We start from the raw sequence: 16,855 nt of genomic DNA, 5'->3' as shown, positions 1-16,855 counted from the left end.
TTTCAACCATCAAATCAGAAGTTAAACTTACGAATCAGTAAGTCCAAGTGTTTTCGCCTTCTTTCAGGCTTCCTCACTTAACAGGTCGCACACCCCTTTTCTTTCAAGGAGATGAAGGTGGTTCTCCCGAGAATGACATGGTCGAGCAGTTCGATGCCTAAGACCCTTCCGGCTTTGGCTAACCGTTCCGTTACCTTGATGTCTTCCTTGCTTGGGTCCGGATCGCCACTCGGGTGGTTATGAGCGACGACGATGGAAGCAGCATTCGAGAGAATGGCTGGCTTCATCACTTCTCTTGGATGTACGATGCTGGAATTCAGGCAACCGACGTGGACGGTGTTGATGGAGATCGGTTGGTTCTTCGTGTCTAAGGCTGCCACGACAAAATGTTCCCGATCGGCTTCCTCCAAGTGTTCCTTGAACAATTCGTACCCATCTTCCGGAGAACGAACGTAGCGATTGGCGTAAAGAAAACTCGCTTCCTTCACGATCTTCACATTCACTACCTGGACTCGTTTCGCAGGATTCTTCTTCTGGTTCTTTTCCTGTGTGATTGCTGTTTCTGTTACGTTACTATTATTCATGATAATCCCTCCCATTAAAATAAGCCCTGACACCTCGGAAGGCATCAGAGCTTTATATGATTCATCATGAATATAATATATATTTAACCTTTCATTCATTACGGTAGGATTAAAAAGAGACAGAATCAGCCGATGTTCGACTAATTCTATCTCGATTAATTTCAGGCTAATTCTTTATTATTCCCATAAGAATACCCTCTCTAAAGCTAGAGAGGGTATCTTTGTACCAAGTTCAGATAGTCATTTCAGTATTGAATAACTGAATTCTATCTACTGAGTTTTAATTCAAATTATGAACCTAGAATATTTCCATCATCATCATAAGTGACTGTCGGAGATACTGTATAGTCTCCTACAGCACGACTGGAGTCAGTATTGAAAGTGTTATTATCAAAGAGATAATCCACAATGCTATCATCAGCATCTTCAATGCTAACACCTGTACCTAAATCAATTCCTGCAGAAGAGGTTGTGAACGTATTATTTTCAATTTGAGTGAACCCAGTACCTTCAGTTTGTGCGATACCATAGCTACCATCAAATGTACTATTCACTACAGTCAATTCACTTGGAGTTCCATATTGCTGACCTTTGATACCATATTCAGCATTTTGGAAAGTAACTCCATCAAATGTAACTTTATCGGAATACCCAATAACTACGTTAGTAACATCAGAACTACCATCGGAATTCCCATCAAGAGTAAGGTTGTTTAGATTAATGTTCTCTACGCCAGCTTCGGTATTTCCACTGTTAGTAGTACCAAGAGTCAAAACACCTGTAAGGACTGAATCGTTACCGTTAATAGTTACTCCATCGTTGCTTACTGTGAAGTCACCAGTAATGTCGTTCTCAAGATTAACAGTATCTACGTTATCGTTAGCAAGAGCAGCTGTTAGCTCAGAGTTGTCAGAAACTGTAGCTTCGCCATCAATAACAACATTTACTAGCTCGTTGACATCAACTTGTGTAGCTTCGAAGTCATCTGCTGTTGTATCATTGTCCGAAGTTGCATCGTCATCTACTGTTACAGACTGAATCACAATAGAAGCTTCGCCTTGGCTCTTAGCTACGATATCGCCACCGTCGAACGTTCCATCATAATCATCCACAACATCAGTGTTGTCAGACTGGAAGGAAATTGCTTCAACGTCAGCAGAGTCTTCTTGGCCTGCATAATAAGTTGTGAACAGCTCTTCGAGTTCATCATCCAAGTAACCATTTCCATTTTCATCAGAAATAGTGCTGTTTGTAATCTCTACGCTAGGTTTAGGTTCAGTATCTACTACAGAGAAAGTATCTTCAAATACATCGAAAGACCCTACTTCAACAGATACAGTATAATCTTTGTCAGCTTCCAAGTCATCAGCATCAATAGCTGTTCCTACGGAAACGTCGTTGTACCCATCAACTGCAGTTCCGTCTTCTTTAGTTACTGTATAAGTTGCATTTGTAATTTCATCGCCAGTTTTTACACCGTTAGCGTCAACTGGATATACAGCTACATCCATTGTAGTATCAGTTGATGCATCATCATCGGAATCTGCATACTTATCAAGTTGAGTTTCGAATCCTTCAACTTCATAACCTTCAGTTTCACCAGCTTCTACGACGTTAACAGTTAGCTCTTGTTCAACATCACCGCTAGTAATTGTAACAGTAGCCGTACCTGCTTCTTCACCGACTACGTTAATAGTACCTTCGCCGTTAGAATAACTTTCAAGGTTAGCTTCTACCAAATCAGTTCCGCTTGTTACTTCTACATCAATGTCGCTCTCAGAAAGCGTAGTGAATTTACCTTCGTACTGATCACGTGCAGTAAAGTTCACAGTTGTAGGTGCAGATACAGAGTCAGATACAGATACTGTGTCTTCGCTTAGGTCAAACTCAGCAAGTTGAGCATCCGCAACAACTTCCAGTTCTACAGTGGTCGTAATTTCACCATCAACTGTAACTTTAACTGGAACTGTTCCTTCATCAATTGGAGTGATTTGGCCAGTGTTTCTGTCAACAAGTGCTGTAGATTTATCTAGAGATTCAAATTTGACGTCACCACTGTAATCATTTCCGAACTGATTTAGTGTATCTACGTTCAAGAATTGATTATCTTCACCCAATTGAACTACTGTATCTTGCATGTAGTTATCAGCATCGAAGTCAAGAGAGCTTTCGCCTACAGAGTAATCAGTGATTTGAGCTGCTTCTGGTGCTTCCGCAGTCAAAGTAATACGCTCAGAACGTACTTCGTTTCCATCTTCATCTGTAGCAGTAACATAGACAAAACCAGTTGTAGCAGAACTCAAGTCCACTGTGGAGTTAGTGTCGTTGTCGAATGTAGTTTCAAACTGTACATTTGTAACTTCAGTGATATCCTGACCATTCTCATCGAGAACTGTATAGTCAAGGTTAGTAAGGTCATACATGCCACCTGCAGCTACAGTCTGAGAAGTGTCAGCTTCGATTTCAGCTACATCACCAAGTACATAGTCAAGGGAAGTTTCCCAAGTTGTTTCACCATCAGTGATAGCGATATCGTAAGTCGTATCTGTTTCAAGTGCTTCATAGAAGGAAATTGTAGCAGTGTCTCCATCAAGAGAAACAGATTTTACATATTGCTTTGTACCGTCTTCTGTCATTACAGAAAAGCTGGACTTATCAAGGCCTTCAACTTCTTGGTTGAATGTTACTTCGACCGTAGAAGGGTTAATCGCACAAAAGCAACATCTAAATGTCAGGAACCGCAAAGCTTGAAAACCCTTGTGGGACAAGGGATTCGCAAAATCAACCCCACGAGCAATTGTTGTTCAATAGAAAATCAAATGGAAAAGTTGCAATAAGTAGGCCCTCGATAAAAAGACAGTAGAAAGACAAAAAATAAATAGGTTTCCAATAGATTTTGTTTGGAATCCATAGATAGGCAGAAAAGTCCCAATCGCCACACTTGCCCGAACCTGTTGGACCATTCCTCACTTCATGCCCCTCAACTAATTTAAACAAACGCCCCAGACGCCCCACTCAAAACGCACACAAATACAAGTGGAATTTTCTGAAAGTGAAAAGTAAAAACGTTTCCCAATGAAAGTTAGCTAGGTACCAATTAATTAATCAAGTTGCTACAAGACATCCCATTCTTTGCCCTTGAGTAAATCTGCAATTTCCATTGCTCTCATATCTTCTTCATAACCGTTCACTTCTAAAAGATCAATGTAGCGAACACCAGGCAAACCACCATGAGATGTTTTTTTGTATTCCGTCTGATGGTATTCTTCTACAATAAAGAACCTTCTATCTTCTTCAGCAGGGTATCCATGTTTAGTCTTAGATTCCTTAGTAATGTCTTTTATCTGGTTCTTGATTTCCTGGGTAGACTTCCCTTTAACATCTTTATAATAAATAAAGTCATCATTACTTTCATCATATTGTAAATCAACAATACCAGAAACTTCTCCAATTGCTCGAATTGCTTTATCTTGATACAAACCTATGTATTTAGCGTTTTGATAACCTCGATTCTTAGGGTGAAAATAAAGTTTGTATTTCATGTTCTCAGCAAATGTCTTGCCGGTCAATACAACACGCACTCTATTTTCATTGTTATCAATAAGACCTGTTTCATTACAAAAGTTCTCGTAGTCTTCAATCAATGTGGTCATTTCCAAATCATATTCTTGGAGAACGTCCTTAAAGGCATAACATATTTCTTTAAAAGTAGTAGAAGCAAACTTTATATTCGTTCCGTTCTTATTATTGTAGTCATTCAATTCGTTAATGATTTGGTTATAATAATCATTTGTAATAGGCTCCTTATTAATCCAAAGAAAGACTTGATTGTCTTCATTTTCAAATGAATTCCAATGACCTATAACCTGATCGATATGTTCTTGACCATACAATTTGGTTTCAATAACAACTTTAAAACTATCCTGACTGATCATCCCATCTGCGACACGACCGCTTCTTGATTTTTCCTGTTGACTGAACTTCACTGTGGTATTCAACTGCTTCTTATCATCGTCCAAAACGGAATTGATAAAAAGAGTAAACTTCTTAGGATTATTCTGATATAAACGACTAAACAATAGTAGTGTATTGTTGGTTACCATATTTTCTTTTTGAGAGTATCTTGGGAAATAGTGAATTTCACTCATTAAATCTCCACCTTTATGTAAAATTTGAGAAGTAAAAGTAACTGTAACCATGATATCATTTATAGTAAAATATGGTTAAACACTTTAACTCATTATCATTTATTCGAATATCCTTATAAGGAGCCGTGAGCCAATGACAGATCCCAAGATGGAAGCAAAACAGGTCTTACCTTTTTTACTGCAAAAATTTTACATTCCTGATGAATATAAAATGGTTGTAATAGATGGGATTAGAGCTAATACTCAAAATCACATTAATTATTCGGATGAAAGACTTCGAGAAATGGTAGATTCCCCCTCTTCACCACTAGACACTTTTCGCTACCTGTCTAATTCTTCTAAATCTTGCTATTACAATCAATGGAAAGGTCACCTAGCAGAATGGGTAACTTGTTATCTCTATAATTCAATGAAAGTAGACAATAATGTGAAATTCACAATGGTAAATCCAGATCCCACCTCAAAAGCTGATTTGCTTCACATAATTGAAACCGAAAAAGGACTGAAATGTGTGCCTGGACCTGATGTTAAGACCGGTTCAGTTGATTATTTACTGAAACAAATGGAAAAATGCTTTGATAATAATATATCTTTTTATGATTTTAATAATCTTCTTTCAAATCCTGCAAAGCTTACACCTAAGCAACAAGAGCGCCTTAAAGAAATTCAAATGAAACACCCAAGACGAAAAATACTAACTGGTAATTCAGGGCAACTTCTGACTTATCTAAGTGAACTCTTTTTAGAGGAAGTATCAGGACATTCCATTGATACTCCTTTACCTACCAGAGTGGACAAGGCAAAATCTTCATCTGCCTCCTTTTCTTCTAGAGCTTCTGAAACAACGTGGATATACTTTCGGGCAAATGATTCGGAAGCAAAAAACGCCAAAATAAAAACAGTAGGCAAAAATAATAATACCTCTCGAAGTAGATGGGAATACAAAGTAAGATTTCCAAAAAATGGAGTAAAGAAAAAATTAATATCTTCATCTAAGAAACTTGCCATAGGTTCTTCAAAGTTACTTCTAAAAGGAACGATAGAGGTAGCTAGAGTTTTAGTAAATGACAAAATAGATGAATTAACTCAAAAAGGTACTGGCAACTCTGATTCTGATGAAAGTAAATCCACCGGTGTAAAGTTTAAAAACCGAAAACCTCCAATAAAGCATTGGGTTTCTGGATATACGAATAAAAAGGGGAAGGATGTCTCAGGATATCCTAGAGGTGGAAAGAATAAATCCAATCAATAGAGCAAGTTAAATTTTCATATGGAATAGCCTTTATATAAAACTAAGAATAATAGAGAAATTTTAAGATTTTCCTATAATCATCATAGCAATATTACTACTTCAATCACTTAAATAGCATTTTCCATCTCCCATCTACTTACTTATAATGGTATAAACAAAGAAAAGGAGATGATGAGATGCAAAAATCACCAGTACTTGAAGAGTGGAGTCACATCCTTGTCCCATCCAGCCATGGAGAATGGAAAGACAAGAAGCGTCACTACCGGTTGTCTTATGGATTAGTCTCTTGGAGAGGAGCCGATCCTGAAGGGCAACACATTGCCTGTTTTCCAATGGTCCAATTCGGAGAAACAGAAGACTACAAAGAAGCCATACAAAAGGGGGAAATCGTAACTACCTACCCTTGCCATGTCCTCCTCGAAGATCGGGAAAACGTAAAAGCAGCGGAAGATATACTCATCAAAAAAATGAAAGAATAACTTATAATTACACTAAAAAAGGAAGACCGTTAAGACCTTTACCCCTTACAAAAAAACAAATACTTTCTAAAATGTCTAGAATTCTTCCGGGGCGACAGGGACGCTCTTGTCCTTTTGTTGTGTCCCATGGAGTTAGGAGTGGTGTCGGCAGGGACGGACCATCGGGGCGATGTAAAAAAAAGCAGTCCCCATTAGAGTAGGAACTACTTTTTTACATCATCTTTTCAGCAAGACATCGACTTGATGACTGTATCCGTACTTCTCAAAGAATTCAATGAGGGCCACCTCGAACACCTCACGCTGACTAATGTTGTATTCTTGGCTATATGCGGACACTACTTCCTTCAAGCTTGACATCATTTGAACCGTTTTAGTCGCCGCTGCACCAGGTAAGGTATAACGGGGGAGCTTAGCGGAAGACGGATTGGTAGACAAGAGTTCAACCAATTGATCTTCGTTTTGCTCGAGAAAGTGCAAGAGTGAAGCGTATCGATCCATTGTACTTTGTTCCAAAACAGGGGCATCCACCCCAACATTTTTTGTCCTCTCATCCTCCGAAAATTTGATGTCTTCAGCTGGGTGTTCGACTTTACCAATGCGTTTGATGTAGTTTTCCTGATCCTCACTCCACTCGTATCCTTGCCCCTTCATGTAGTTGGCCATCTCTAAATGATCGGGGAATCGTAACTTTTGGGCTACAGTGCGTACATTGTGTTCTTCATCATTTAGAAGCATTACCACTTTGCCAGCTTTGGTTCGGTCTATTGAAGGTGGCGTGGTGTCCTCGTCTACTTTCAACTTATAGGTCATATCTTGTTTATCCCAAGTAAACCCTTTACGTCGCATGTAAATGTCTAAAGTTTTATAATTTTTATGATTTAACTGCTCTGCTAGTTGGTCTCGGGTTTTACCTTCTGACATGCTGTCGAGAATGAGTCTGACACGTTCATCTTCTAATGGATTCTGTTCTACTACCTCTGTCACCTTTCATCATCCTTTCGTAATGAAATGAAGGACCCTGTGATGAATCACAGGGTATTAATGGCCTCCTCCAACTGATCGTAAGTTGAATGCAAGTATATGGAGGTTGTCTTCACATTAGAATGTCCTAAAATTTTCTGTACGTCCCCTAAGGTGGCTCGTCGACTTAGTCGTGAAGCAAAGCTATGACGGAATGTATGGGCAGTAATCTTACGTTCCCATCCAAGCTTCTCAACGGTCTCCCCAAGGACACGGTTAACGTAGACAGGAGACAAACGCCCTGTCTTCTTTGTCGCAAAGAAGTAGTTAGATTGTGTACGTACACGTGTATGTGATTTGTAGTTTTCAAGCATCGGAGCTAGGTGGTTGTTAATAGGGACAAAACGGTCTTTATTTCCCTTACCGTGTCGCACATGAATCCGTTTATTTTCTAAATCAACATCATGCAAAGTTAGATTTAAACATTCAGAGATTCGTAATCCCGTCATGTTAAGGACCTTGACGACAAACTGAATCAGTTCATGATCGATGTTTTCAATCAAAGTATCCGCTTCCTCATCACTCAAAAAATCACGCTCTTTTTGCTGGACCCTTACTTTTTCAATGGCAGCCGCAGGGCTTCGGGTCAGGTATTCTTTCTTTATACAGAAATTAAAGAACGATCGCATCGTGTGAAGGTGACGGTTACGACTAGATGCTTGGTATCCTTTTTCTTCTTTCAGCATATAAAGGTAAGATTCTAAGTCCTCCGTTGTGATGTCTTCTATAAATACTTGCGTGTTATACCTCTTAGCCAGGTAGTTGCCTATCATCTTAAGGTCCTTCTGATAGCCATCAATGGTTTGTTGACTCCTTTCCATGCTAATCATCCATAACACAAATTTCTCAACTGCTACTTTCCATAACAAGGCATTCACGATGGATCACCCTCCTCATGTTGTTCATTATTTTCAAGGAATTGGTCCACTGCTTCATCTATAGCCTCATGCATTGGCTGTGGACGATTTCTAGCAGGTTGTGCGTCCGTCTCAAGACTTAAAGATTGACGGGGGACACGGAAACAAATGGTTGGTGTGCGTTTATCTTTGTGTTTATGCTTTTCGTCAGCATTATGGACGGTCGTCTTTTTCTGATTTTTACCCTTGTCATGAATAAGGTAGCCTTTGGCCTTCCAGTTCGACAGCACAACTTTCTCGTCTTCAAACCCACACTTCTGCAAGATTTCCCTGAATTTATGTGGCAAGACCGACACCTCTACCTGATTTCCCACGTGCTTCAGTCGCCCCCAACATTCGTAGGAGGAAGCATCAAAATCACCAGGTGTATGCTCTTTTTCAAACTTACTCTTGTGTTCAATGATTTGACCAATCACCAGTTGCATCGCTTTCCCACCAATGTCTCGTAAGTCAGCGGTTTGTGCATTTTGCTCTAGCAATAGGTCAGCAATGCCATCGATGTTTAGCTGTAACCCTAAACCCTCTTTGACAAGGTCGGCTGTTAGTAAGAGGATGCTAAGTTTGTTAGCGATTCGATGTGTAAAACGGTCGGTTCCCTGTGACTCTTCAATACGTTTGTACAGCCACTTTGTCCATTCATGCCATTTGGTCACCAGGGCTTCCTCTTCCAAACCAGCTACATGCTCCGCAAAAAGCGGACCTGCATGGCCATAGTTTAGAGTAATTCCATCACACAAACGATCGGCATTAGGGGCGTCTTTAGTCCAGGTCACTTCTTCAAACTCAAATACTCTCATGAGCTGTCCTACGTTTTGACTAGAATTGCTAACTAAAGATTTCTCTGCTGTAGAAATGATGGTTGTCGCCCAGGTTTCTGGTTTTCTAAGCTTCGCTTCCTTCGTCAATCGGGACTTTTCTATTCCACTAGCCAATTGGTAGGTCATTTGAGTAAAATCCTTCATGCTGTTGACGGAAGCTTCATCCACGACAAAAGGAATGCCGTGATTGTTCTTCACCTTCGATATTAGTGAATTCTTGGTTCCGTTCCACGTATTGATTAAACCTTCAGTCGTTGAAGGTTTACCAAAAGGTGACACCGCTAGTTTAGCTGCTGTTGTTTTCCCTTTAGTACTATCCCCCCATAAATGAAAGACTAGGGAATCAATTTCCCCGTCGATATTGATTAAGCCTACAATCACACTGCTGAAGCCCATGACCAACGCTAACTCCAACGTAGGAGTACCTATCACTTCCTGATTAATGAGGCTGTTCCATTTTTCTAGTGTTCCTGTACTCTTAAGAGGGGGCTCTTCCCCAATGTAGCTAGAAGTAAGAGAACCATCCGTATTGATAGCCTTAAGGTGTTTATAGACAGGTTTTCCTTCGTGAACTGCCCACCCCACATGAGAATGATTGTATTCTAATGGTGCATACTCTTCTTGAACAGATAAATAAGAGATAACTTTCTTTGCCTTGTGGTCGAATACGTCCAACCCAGTGTCCAATAATTTTGGTAGTTCATAGCTGGTTAGTTGTGATCTAGCAATTTCTTCGATCTTCATTTGTCCTCTATACCAGAATTCCAATTTCAATCTAATTTCACCATTCTCCAAGTTTTCTAGGATGGATTGGATTTTTAAGTGCTTAGCGATGACCGACTCTTCTTTGGTTTCTGGATCAATGTAAATGACTTTTTTATTTGTAAGCTTGTAATTGCCGAAGCGTTCTTCTGCTTTCTTTTCATTTTTTGACATTTTGCAGTCTCCTCTTAAATCTATGGTTGTTCAACCATACATGGTAATATGGAGGCTTGGGTAGTGGCAGCTACACCACGCCAAAGTTTCTATCTTTTTGTGAGAGCTGTTGCTGGCAGGCAGCAGCTTTTAATACATTTTTCTGATGACAAAATCCAATTGATAGTCTGTAACATTTAATTTTTCGACTTGCTGTTTTAAATATGGACCGATTAGATTATTAACAGCATCCACAGTTGTTGCAATCGAATCTACACATGGGCCCTCATGAGCAGATATGTCTGCTAGAATGTGTGTGTCATTGACTTCTAGTCTCTCTACTTGACATACCTTATTCATAAGGTGAATTAAATCGGCAAGTTCCGCATGATCGAATGGTTTTCTAATGCTTAATGTCTGGTAAGGGATAAACAAACCCTCGTAGATATCCTCAAAACCACCGTTCATCACGCTGAAATCTTCTTCTTCAAAACTGATGCAAAAATGCGAATTCTCAATTTGCTCATTCAGTCTTCCCACTAGCCCCTGATAACCAAGTTGAGAATAAGCAACATGTAAATCGCATTTTATAATATCTACCACTTCTTGAGATTCTTCTACTAAATCACTCATTAAATAACCAAAACGCTCAATGTTTTCTAATACTTCATATTTCATATCCTGATATTCGCTATAAATTTGCTTTGCGGAAATTCCGTTCCATTCTCCCTGTAGTTCCTTCATTTCCATTACCTCCTCTGATTGAAGCAATTCTTCAAACCCTTGGCGTACCATTTCTTCTTTTTGCTGAAGCAATTCTTTTTTCATTATTTCTTCCTCCCTTAGTGGTGTGACCTTATAATACATGCATAATAATCATAGGTAAAACGCATATATTCACTTATTAATGCATGTATGCAATAATATTGAATAGTATGGGTTGTATTAGAACTATCAAGCTCTTTTTCATAGTGTTTAATCCTCTAGTAGACTGCGTATGCAGTCGAATACTTTCTGCATACGGACAGTCCACAGTATTTCTATGGGAAAAGGCTAAAAATGAGGGTTGTAAAGAGTCGAAAATTGCATCAAATTTTTTAGGAGGCATTATCTATGAGTGAATTACAGGATCGGAGAAAAGCGATTGAGGAGATCATTCAAGAAAGAATTCTCCCAAAAGAACATAAGCAAAGCAACCAAGCAGCCCTCTGCTCTGCCCTTGAAGGACATTATGGCATTTATGTTAATCAGTCCACTATTTCTCGTGACTTAGAGGTTCTCAATGTTAAAAGAGATGAGGAAGGACATTATGTCCTTGGGGATTTAGCATTAATTCAAAGGAAAAAAGAAGAGCTATTGTTAACACTCAAGAAGGCAGATGCCATTAAATGGGATGAAATGAACACCACTATTTTATTGATGAGGAGTCAAGATCCCTCGTATACACCGGTGCTGTGTAAGTTACTTGAAGACTATTGTGACCTCATTAAAAACGGTAAGTATAAATCACAGTCGTACGCAATTAATGGTCCTACCGGCTCAATTTGTTTGCACGTTTCTGAGGAATTGAAGAAAGACCTCAAAAAAGAACTCCATCAGGTTCTTAATCCAAAATAGGAATAGGGTGGGAGAATACTCCCACCTTTGTTGAGTTCTACCTCTTCTCGACTTCAGTAATGATTAATTTAACCACTTCAATTACAATGGTCCAAAACACCTTACATCCCCCTCTCTAGTAATCACTCGGAAACAGAATCATCACATGATCTTCTTGGTCTAAGGTCCATACCGTTCGTTTCAATGGTTTTCCATCGATTTCAACCTTGATGGTTGTTTTTCGATCAGGAACCTCCTGTTTTTGAACCACCCATTGCTCTGAACCTTCTACGTAGAATTCAAACACTTGTAGGTAATCCGATAACTTTTCAAAATGAACATCAAGATAGTGAACGATCCACCCCAGTAATTCAACATTAAGCTCATCGGCCACTCGCTTCGTCATGTACTTTGGCTTGATTGGTTCAAACATCATTTCAATCTCCTTCCGCCTTCATTTCTGATTGATTTAGGAACGATTTCTTCATGGATTCACTTAGAATTCCGAATGGAACGTAGAAAAGCTGTATGTCTTGGTCATTTCGGATGCCTAAGATGAATAAGTCTTCGTACACGTCTTCGTACACGTCTACGTACTCGAAAAAGATGGGATTTAAATGAGTTTTGACTTCTTCTTCTGATTCGACCAATTGAAGGAACTGGTGAAAGGAAAGATGAAAAGACAGGACATCACCTTCTCCCCATGCTTCATGAAACAGAAAAAAGTCCGCCTCCACCTTATCCATCATGGAAGGCGAAAACAGACTCAATGATTTTACATATTCAATGTCATTTAACGACTGAATGCTTCTCAACGTGTTCCCTCCTTTGAACTAAAGGCTATCCAATGCATTTTGTTTTTCTTCACGGGAATGGTGAAAATAGAACTGGGCAGTGGTTTGGAGTAAAGAGTGACCAGCGATATCCCGAATTAACGATAAATCCACCCCTGACCCTGACTTCACTAATTTAGTGAACAGGGTATGTCGAAGCTTATGAGGATGTAGGTGAAATCCTAATTCCTCCCCCACCTTCCTCATCCAATATCCAACAGCTTCCCGGTGCATCTTAGGAGAACGTTGACTTAGAAAAAGGTATTTACTTTCATGATGAGGATTCTGAACACGTTCCTCTTTCATGTACTCTTTCACCACATCAATGACGTCTTGACGTAGTCCAACCTCCCTGTACTTGCCCCCTTTCCCTCTAACCGTAACGACTCGGCTTAAGAAATCCATGTCATCGACGGTCAAGGAACAGAGCTCACTCACACGTAATCCACAATATAATAGAACGTAGGTAATCGCCTTATTCCGTTTACTTACCTTCTTTCCATTTTCGACATATGCAAGCAACTGATTCACCTGATGTTCATCAAGCACTTTCACTTTCTTCTCACTTCCGTGGGCTACTTTCACCTGATCCTTCCTCGGAAACACGACCTGATGTTCCAGATGTTTTGCCTCGATTAGAAAATCATTGAATACTTTCAGACTGTTAATTTTCTTATTGATTGTCGAGATGGCTAGTTGATTATCCATCCACTGACGGTACTGGACCACTCCGTATCGGGTAAGAGGACCTGTTTCCTCTGTCGTAGTTAGGAATTGTTGAAACTTCTCAACATCATTCACGTAAGACTCGATGGTTTTTACTGCTTTTCCATCTTCATGGAGCCACTTGGTAAAATCTTTTAAGAGACCATTCGATTGCTCATTTGGCATCCACCTTCCCCCTTTCGCTTGAACAAACAAAGTCCCCTACACTCTTAATGAGTGTAAGGGACAGGTATTTTACAGGTTGTGCTTTCGGAAGTATTCTTGTAGGGCTAGATTGATGACCGTACTTTTCGATTGACCATGAACATTTTTCAAGTGATTCAACTTCTTATGAAGACCTTTTTCCACGTAGGTGGTGTACCGATCGTGCCGTTCTTCGAATGTGAGTTCCTTTTGGGCTTTCGAAGTCGTACTTTTCTGCGGTTGTTCTTCAGGTTCCTCTCTTTGTACAGTCACGTTTCGGTTGGACGTGTGTTGTCCTTCTTGCTGGTCTTGTGAGCTTTGTTGCTGTTGGATTTTCTTCATCTTTTCTGGACTGACTTTCACTTTTCTTCTTTCCGATTTCTCTTCTGTTTCAATTTTACCTTCTTGTTTGTGATGTTCTGCCTGTTTGTTGCTTTGTTGTGTTTCTCCAATATCTAAGTCGAGATCCTTCTCCGTTTGTTGATGTTTTTGTTCTTCTCTTTTCTTCTTCCAAGCCTCAGCCATTCTTTTTTCATTCTCAGTTTTCGGACCTTTGTTGGTTGATGTACCTGTTTGTTTCACTAGTTTTTTTGCCATGTAAATCTCTCCCGTAAAATAGATTAGGCACACGCACTCGTTTTCGTTTACGTACACGTGTACCTAATGATTTGTTCACAGGATTTTTTTCAAAAAGGGAAATTACATTTTCTCAGGCTTAAATGTCGGGGCATAGATGTAAGCAAGGCGAATCGTTTTCTCAGAAAAAGACCAGGCATGTCGGACATTACAACCATCCAACAATCTGTAATGACCTGTCACGAAGTTTTTCTGTATTTTCCATCCTGCCTTCGCATCTATGGTCAACCACCAGACATCTCCCCCGAGGGTTCGAGTCGGCCAATTAGGTAGAAGCATTCTGTCTCACCTCCTCTTTAAAACGTGTATGTGGCGTTTAAAACGGCAATTGTCCATATAGGTGATGTTTTCCACACCTTATCCACAAATTGCGTTTTCTGCTTGTTTCTGGAGTTTTTCATTACAGTATTTTATAAAATGTAGCGGGTTTTTAAACACAAAAATAAGCTAGTCCTCATGAGAAACCTAGCTTTTGTATTGCCGTTATTTTTTGTCTTTCTTTTTGCCAAGAAACGACGATTCCCTCCCTAAGTAATTATCAACAGTTTTAGGAAACAGATTCAGCCAGTGCCTCTAAATGTTCCAGGTAGTTCAGCACCGTTTCCTGATCGTCCACTCCCATGTTCCGACTGATAACGGAACGTACACGATCGAAATTGACATCGACTTCTTTCTCGATCGCATCTTCCAGTAACATTTCCATGACTTCTTCCTTCATTAATGGTTCCCCTTCGTAGTACCCTGACCCTGCATCTATCTCCATATAGTAGTCCTCACCATTTCCTGTAATACGTACGAATTCTCTCATTGTTTTTGTCCTCCTTCTAGGATCCATGTGTGTAGCACATCTCCATTTTTGAAAATACGAGCGATGTATTTCCTTGTCCCTGCTTCATTCATCGTAATCACGCCTAAGTAATCATTTTCACCTTCTTCATAATAGAACGTTTCAAATAGTAAAGGGTCCGGCAATGCTTCTTCGACTTCCTCCGGGTACACATCCATCCCGATCTCTTCCTTTTCTAACAGAACAGCCTCCAGGGCTATGTCTTTTTCCTGGATGGTCATGTAGCCTTCTCTCCGTAGGACATCCAGGAACCACTTCATCGTATCCATCATCAGATGTACCCCTTTTCTTTCAAGGAGATGAAGGTCGTTCGCCCCAGAATGACATGGTCGAGCAGTTCGATGCCTAAGACCTTACCAGCTTTGGCCAACCGTTCCGTTACCTTGATGTCTTCCCTACTTGGATCCGGGTCGCCGCTCGGGTGGTTATGAGCGACGACGATGGAAGCGGCATTGGAAAGAATAGCTGGCTTCATGACTTCCCTTGGATGGACGATGCTGGAATTCAGGCAACCGACGTGAACGGTGTTGATGGAAATCGGTTGATTCTTCGTGTCTAAGGCTGCCACGACGAAATGTTCCCGATCGGCTTCCTCCAAGTATTCCTTGAACAATTCGTAGCCATCTTCCGGTGAACGAACGTAGCGATTGGCGTAGAGAAAACTCGTTTCCTTCACAATCTTCACGTTCACCACCTGGACCCGTTTGGCAGGATCCCTCTTCTGGTTTCTTTCCTGTGTCATAGCTGTTTCTTTTACATTACTTTTATCCATGATAATCCCTCCCATTAAAATAAGCTCTGACACCTCGGAAGGCATCAGAGCTTTATATGATTCATCATGAATATAATATATGTTTAATATTCCATTCAGTACGGATGAACAAAAAGAGATAGAATCAAGCGATTCCCGAGTAATTGTGCTTCGATAGAGTGAATAATAAAAAACATGTCACTTTGAAATATTTGCGACATTATCCCCGTCTCGTACCACTTGAACGTTTACACTCGAATCCGGGTATTCTTCCTGTAACTGACTTGCATATTTCTCAGCCAATTCCTTCGCCTTTTCATCTTTCACGGATTTCTCTACAATCATTGTTCCTTTAGCGCTACCATCTTCTGTATATACCGATCCATTGATGACACCATCTTCTTCAAGAACCTGACCGGTGATTTCACTGTTCTCATTTTCGTGAGCTTGTCTTTCTTCTTCACTACTCTCACTATTCTCCTCAGAACCCCCACAGGCAACCAAGAAAGATAGAAATGCAAAAAGCAGAACTGTCATTATCTTTTTCATGTTCATATTCCTCCTTATCTATCACATCCATATTATAACAATAACGTACATTACAAAAGGACCGAACGCACTATTATTGTGAACAATCTTTTTGTGAATTTTTGAAGTCGACAGGCCGCTGACTTCTTCACGATTCCAACGTATAACTTTATCATCTTGCATATATTAGTTGATTATTCATCACAAAACAAGACGAATTGTTCATTTCAATGTTACAACGAATTTAGATGCAGAATGGGTCGTGCAACAGTTCAGATATGCAACTCCTTACGGTGAAGTACCAAAATATTTACTACATGATAACGATCTGTTATTTAGATCTAACAGATTCCAACGGTTCCTGAAAACTTCAGGTGTTCAGTCTAAAAGAACAGCTTACAAGTCACCTTGGCAAAATGCGTATGCAGAAAGAGCGATTGGTACACTTAAACGAGAGTGTACCAATCATATTATCCCTTTTAATGAAAACCACATTCATGACTTATTGAAATCATCCTACAATTCTACACTAATACCCAATTTTTTTCAGTCTTCGGCAAAACTTCCGTGAGATTTAATTTTCAAAGTCTAAAACTAAAAATAACTGAATATTATAACATTT

20 protein-coding genes are annotated in these 16,855 nt (G+C 39.8%); 4 read left to right on the top strand and 16 right to left on the bottom strand.

Annotation, left to right across the window (positions count from 1 at the left end; all coding sequences use genetic code 11):
- Positions 1 to 77: 77 nt before the first annotated feature.
- The 3 genes from BW944_RS05160 to BW944_RS05150 all read right to left on the bottom strand — a co-directional run bounded on the left by BW944_RS05160 (position 78) and on the right by BW944_RS05150 (position 4,732).
- Complete coding sequence (locus BW944_RS05160; protein ID WP_076557397.1) at positions 78 to 584, bottom strand: JAB domain-containing protein; 507 nt, start codon at positions 582 to 584, stop codon at positions 78 to 80.
- Between the two features lie 290 nt (positions 585 to 874).
- Positions 875 to 3,328, bottom strand: coding sequence for a pectate lyase-like adhesive domain-containing protein (locus BW944_RS05155; protein ID WP_143525652.1), 2,454 nt, complete (start codon positions 3,326 to 3,328; stop codon positions 875 to 877).
- A 369-nt stretch (positions 3,329 to 3,697) separates the two neighbouring features.
- Positions 3,698 to 4,732, bottom strand: coding sequence for a hypothetical protein (locus tag BW944_RS05150; protein WP_076557393.1), 1,035 nt, complete (start codon positions 4,730 to 4,732; stop codon positions 3,698 to 3,700).
- Positions 4,733 to 4,865: 133 nt separating this feature from the next.
- Between BW944_RS05150 and BW944_RS05145 the strand changes: the two genes are divergently transcribed.
- Both BW944_RS05145 and BW944_RS05140 read left to right on the top strand, forming a co-directional pair.
- Positions 4,866 to 5,984: a hypothetical protein gene (locus BW944_RS05145; protein ID WP_076557391.1), complete on the top strand. Its 1,119-nt coding sequence runs from the start codon at positions 4,866 to 4,868 to the stop codon at positions 5,982 to 5,984.
- A gap of 176 nt (positions 5,985 to 6,160) precedes the next feature.
- Positions 6,161 to 6,463 (top strand): hypothetical protein, encoded by a 303-nt coding sequence (locus BW944_RS05140; RefSeq protein ID WP_076557389.1) that lies wholly within the window; start codon positions 6,161 to 6,163, stop codon positions 6,461 to 6,463.
- Positions 6,464 to 6,679: 216 nt separating this feature from the next.
- Here BW944_RS05140 and BW944_RS05135 read toward each other — a convergent pair whose 3' ends face one another.
- From BW944_RS05135 to BW944_RS05120, 4 genes are all read right to left on the bottom strand, one after another.
- Positions 6,680 to 7,447, bottom strand: a complete 768-nt coding sequence (locus BW944_RS05135; RefSeq protein WP_076557387.1) for a hypothetical protein — start codon at positions 7,445 to 7,447, stop codon at positions 6,680 to 6,682.
- Positions 7,448 to 7,491: 44 nt separating this feature from the next.
- The gene (locus tag BW944_RS05130) at positions 7,492 to 8,361 is read right to left on the bottom strand and encodes a tyrosine-type recombinase/integrase (RefSeq protein ID WP_268794087.1); all 870 of its coding nucleotides are present in this window, start codon (positions 8,359 to 8,361) and stop codon (positions 7,492 to 7,494) included.
- Positions 8,358 to 10,154 carry a DUF927 domain-containing protein gene (locus tag BW944_RS05125; protein ID WP_076557385.1) on the bottom strand — a complete coding sequence of 599 codons (1,797 nt, stop codon included), beginning with the start codon at positions 10,152 to 10,154 and terminating at the stop codon, positions 8,358 to 8,360. The genes BW944_RS05130 and BW944_RS05125 overlap by 4 nt, the downstream gene beginning before the upstream one ends.
- 129 nt (positions 10,155 to 10,283) lie before the next feature.
- Positions 10,284 to 10,961, bottom strand: a complete 678-nt coding sequence (locus tag BW944_RS05120; RefSeq protein WP_076557383.1) for a hypothetical protein — start codon at positions 10,959 to 10,961, stop codon at positions 10,284 to 10,286.
- Between the two features lie 285 nt (positions 10,962 to 11,246).
- Here BW944_RS05120 and BW944_RS05115 point away from each other — a divergent pair, with 285 nt between their 5' ends.
- On the top strand, positions 11,247 to 11,750 hold the full coding sequence (locus BW944_RS05115; protein WP_076557381.1) for an arginine repressor: 504 nt from the start codon (positions 11,247 to 11,249) through the stop codon (positions 11,748 to 11,750).
- A gap of 115 nt (positions 11,751 to 11,865) precedes the next feature.
- Here BW944_RS05115 and BW944_RS05110 read toward each other — a convergent pair whose 3' ends face one another.
- From BW944_RS05110 to BW944_RS05070, 9 genes are all read right to left on the bottom strand, one after another.
- Positions 11,866 to 12,162, bottom strand: coding sequence for a DUF960 domain-containing protein (locus BW944_RS05110; RefSeq protein ID WP_159438147.1), 297 nt, complete (start codon positions 12,160 to 12,162; stop codon positions 11,866 to 11,868).
- A gap of 4 nt (positions 12,163 to 12,166) precedes the next feature.
- A complete protein-coding gene (locus tag BW944_RS05105) occupies positions 12,167 to 12,544 on the bottom strand; it encodes a hypothetical protein (RefSeq protein ID WP_076557377.1) in 378 nt (125 codons plus the stop codon).
- 18 nt (positions 12,545 to 12,562) lie between these two features.
- The gene (locus tag BW944_RS05100; RefSeq protein ID WP_076557376.1) at positions 12,563 to 13,453 is read right to left on the bottom strand and encodes a tyrosine-type recombinase/integrase; all 891 of its coding nucleotides are present in this window, start codon (positions 13,451 to 13,453) and stop codon (positions 12,563 to 12,565) included.
- Positions 13,454 to 13,522: 69 nt separating this feature from the next.
- Entirely contained in the window at positions 13,523 to 14,068 is a 546-nt protein-coding gene (locus BW944_RS05095) for a hypothetical protein (protein WP_076557374.1), read from the bottom strand.
- 102 nt (positions 14,069 to 14,170) lie between these two features.
- Positions 14,171 to 14,386, bottom strand: a complete 216-nt coding sequence (locus tag BW944_RS05090) for a hypothetical protein (RefSeq protein WP_076557372.1) — start codon at positions 14,384 to 14,386, stop codon at positions 14,171 to 14,173.
- Between the two features lie 268 nt (positions 14,387 to 14,654).
- Positions 14,655 to 14,915 carry a hypothetical protein gene (locus BW944_RS05085; RefSeq protein WP_076557370.1) on the bottom strand — a complete coding sequence of 87 codons (261 nt, stop codon included), beginning with the start codon at positions 14,913 to 14,915 and terminating at the stop codon, positions 14,655 to 14,657.
- Entirely contained in the window at positions 14,912 to 15,226 is a 315-nt protein-coding gene (locus tag BW944_RS05080; protein ID WP_076557367.1) for a hypothetical protein, read from the bottom strand. The genes BW944_RS05085 and BW944_RS05080 overlap by 4 nt, the downstream gene beginning before the upstream one ends.
- A complete protein-coding gene (locus BW944_RS05075; RefSeq protein WP_076557366.1) occupies positions 15,226 to 15,726 on the bottom strand; it encodes a JAB domain-containing protein in 501 nt (166 codons plus the stop codon). Before BW944_RS05075 ends, BW944_RS05080 begins: the two co-directional genes overlap by 1 nt.
- Positions 15,727 to 15,903: 177 nt before the next feature.
- Entirely contained in the window at positions 15,904 to 16,254 is a 351-nt protein-coding gene (locus BW944_RS05070; protein WP_143525650.1) for a hypothetical protein, read from the bottom strand.
- Positions 16,255 to 16,495: 241 nt separating this feature from the next.
- Between BW944_RS05070 and BW944_RS05065 the strand changes: the two genes are divergently transcribed.
- Positions 16,496 to 16,804, top strand: a complete 309-nt coding sequence (locus tag BW944_RS05065) for an integrase core domain-containing protein (protein ID WP_234983114.1) — start codon at positions 16,496 to 16,498, stop codon at positions 16,802 to 16,804.
- The last annotated feature ends 51 nt before the right edge of the window (positions 16,805 to 16,855 follow it).

Source organism: Salimicrobium flavidum (assembly GCF_900156645.1).
GTDB classification, from domain to species: Bacteria; Bacillota; Bacilli; order Bacillales; family Halobacillaceae; genus Salimicrobium; species Salimicrobium flavidum.
Note: the sequence above shows the minus strand (reverse complement) of the source record. Positions and strands in the feature narration are given on the sequence as shown.

What these genes read in the sequence shown, in the direction of transcription:
- BW944_RS05160 (WP_076557397.1), bottom strand. Translation starts at nt 584, where the DNA reads ATGAATAATAGTAACGTAACAGAAACAGCAATCACACAGGAAAAGAAC.
- BW944_RS05085 (WP_076557370.1), bottom strand. Translation starts at nt 14,915, where the DNA reads ATGAGAGAATTCGTACGTATTACAGGAAATGGTGAGGACTACTATATG.
- BW944_RS05075 (WP_076557366.1), bottom strand. Translation starts at nt 15,726, where the DNA reads ATGGATAAAAGTAATGTAAAAGAAACAGCTATGACACAGGAAAGAAAC.
- BW944_RS05150 (WP_076557393.1), bottom strand. Translation starts at nt 4,732, where the DNA reads ATGAGTGAAATTCACTATTTCCCAAGATACTCTCAAAAAGAAAATATG.
- BW944_RS05120 (WP_076557383.1), bottom strand. Translation starts at nt 10,961, where the DNA reads ATGAAAAAAGAATTGCTTCAGCAAAAAGAAGAAATGGTACGCCAAGGG.
- BW944_RS05125 (WP_076557385.1), bottom strand. Translation starts at nt 10,154, where the DNA reads ATGTCAAAAAATGAAAAGAAAGCAGAAGAACGCTTCGGCAATTACAAG.
- BW944_RS05095 (WP_076557374.1), bottom strand. Translation starts at nt 14,068, where the DNA reads ATGGCAAAAAAACTAGTGAAACAAACAGGTACATCAACCAACAAAGGT.
- BW944_RS05090 (WP_076557372.1), bottom strand. Translation starts at nt 14,386, where the DNA reads ATGCTTCTACCTAATTGGCCGACTCGAACCCTCGGGGGAGATGTCTGG.
- BW944_RS05100 (WP_076557376.1), bottom strand. Translation starts at nt 13,453, where the DNA reads ATGCCAAATGAGCAATCGAATGGTCTCTTAAAAGATTTTACCAAGTGG.
- BW944_RS05080 (WP_076557367.1), bottom strand. Translation starts at nt 15,226, where the DNA reads ATGATGGATACGATGAAGTGGTTCCTGGATGTCCTACGGAGAGAAGGC.
- BW944_RS05140 (WP_076557389.1), top strand. Translation starts at nt 6,161, where the DNA reads ATGCAAAAATCACCAGTACTTGAAGAGTGGAGTCACATCCTTGTCCCA.
- BW944_RS05145 (WP_076557391.1), top strand. Translation starts at nt 4,866, where the DNA reads ATGACAGATCCCAAGATGGAAGCAAAACAGGTCTTACCTTTTTTACTG.
- BW944_RS05115 (WP_076557381.1), top strand. Translation starts at nt 11,247, where the DNA reads ATGAGTGAATTACAGGATCGGAGAAAAGCGATTGAGGAGATCATTCAA.
- BW944_RS05070 (WP_143525650.1), bottom strand. Translation starts at nt 16,254, where the DNA reads ATGAAAAAGATAATGACAGTTCTGCTTTTTGCATTTCTATCTTTCTTG.
- BW944_RS05110 (WP_159438147.1), bottom strand. Translation starts at nt 12,162, where the DNA reads ATGTTTGAACCAATCAAGCCAAAGTACATGACGAAGCGAGTGGCCGAT.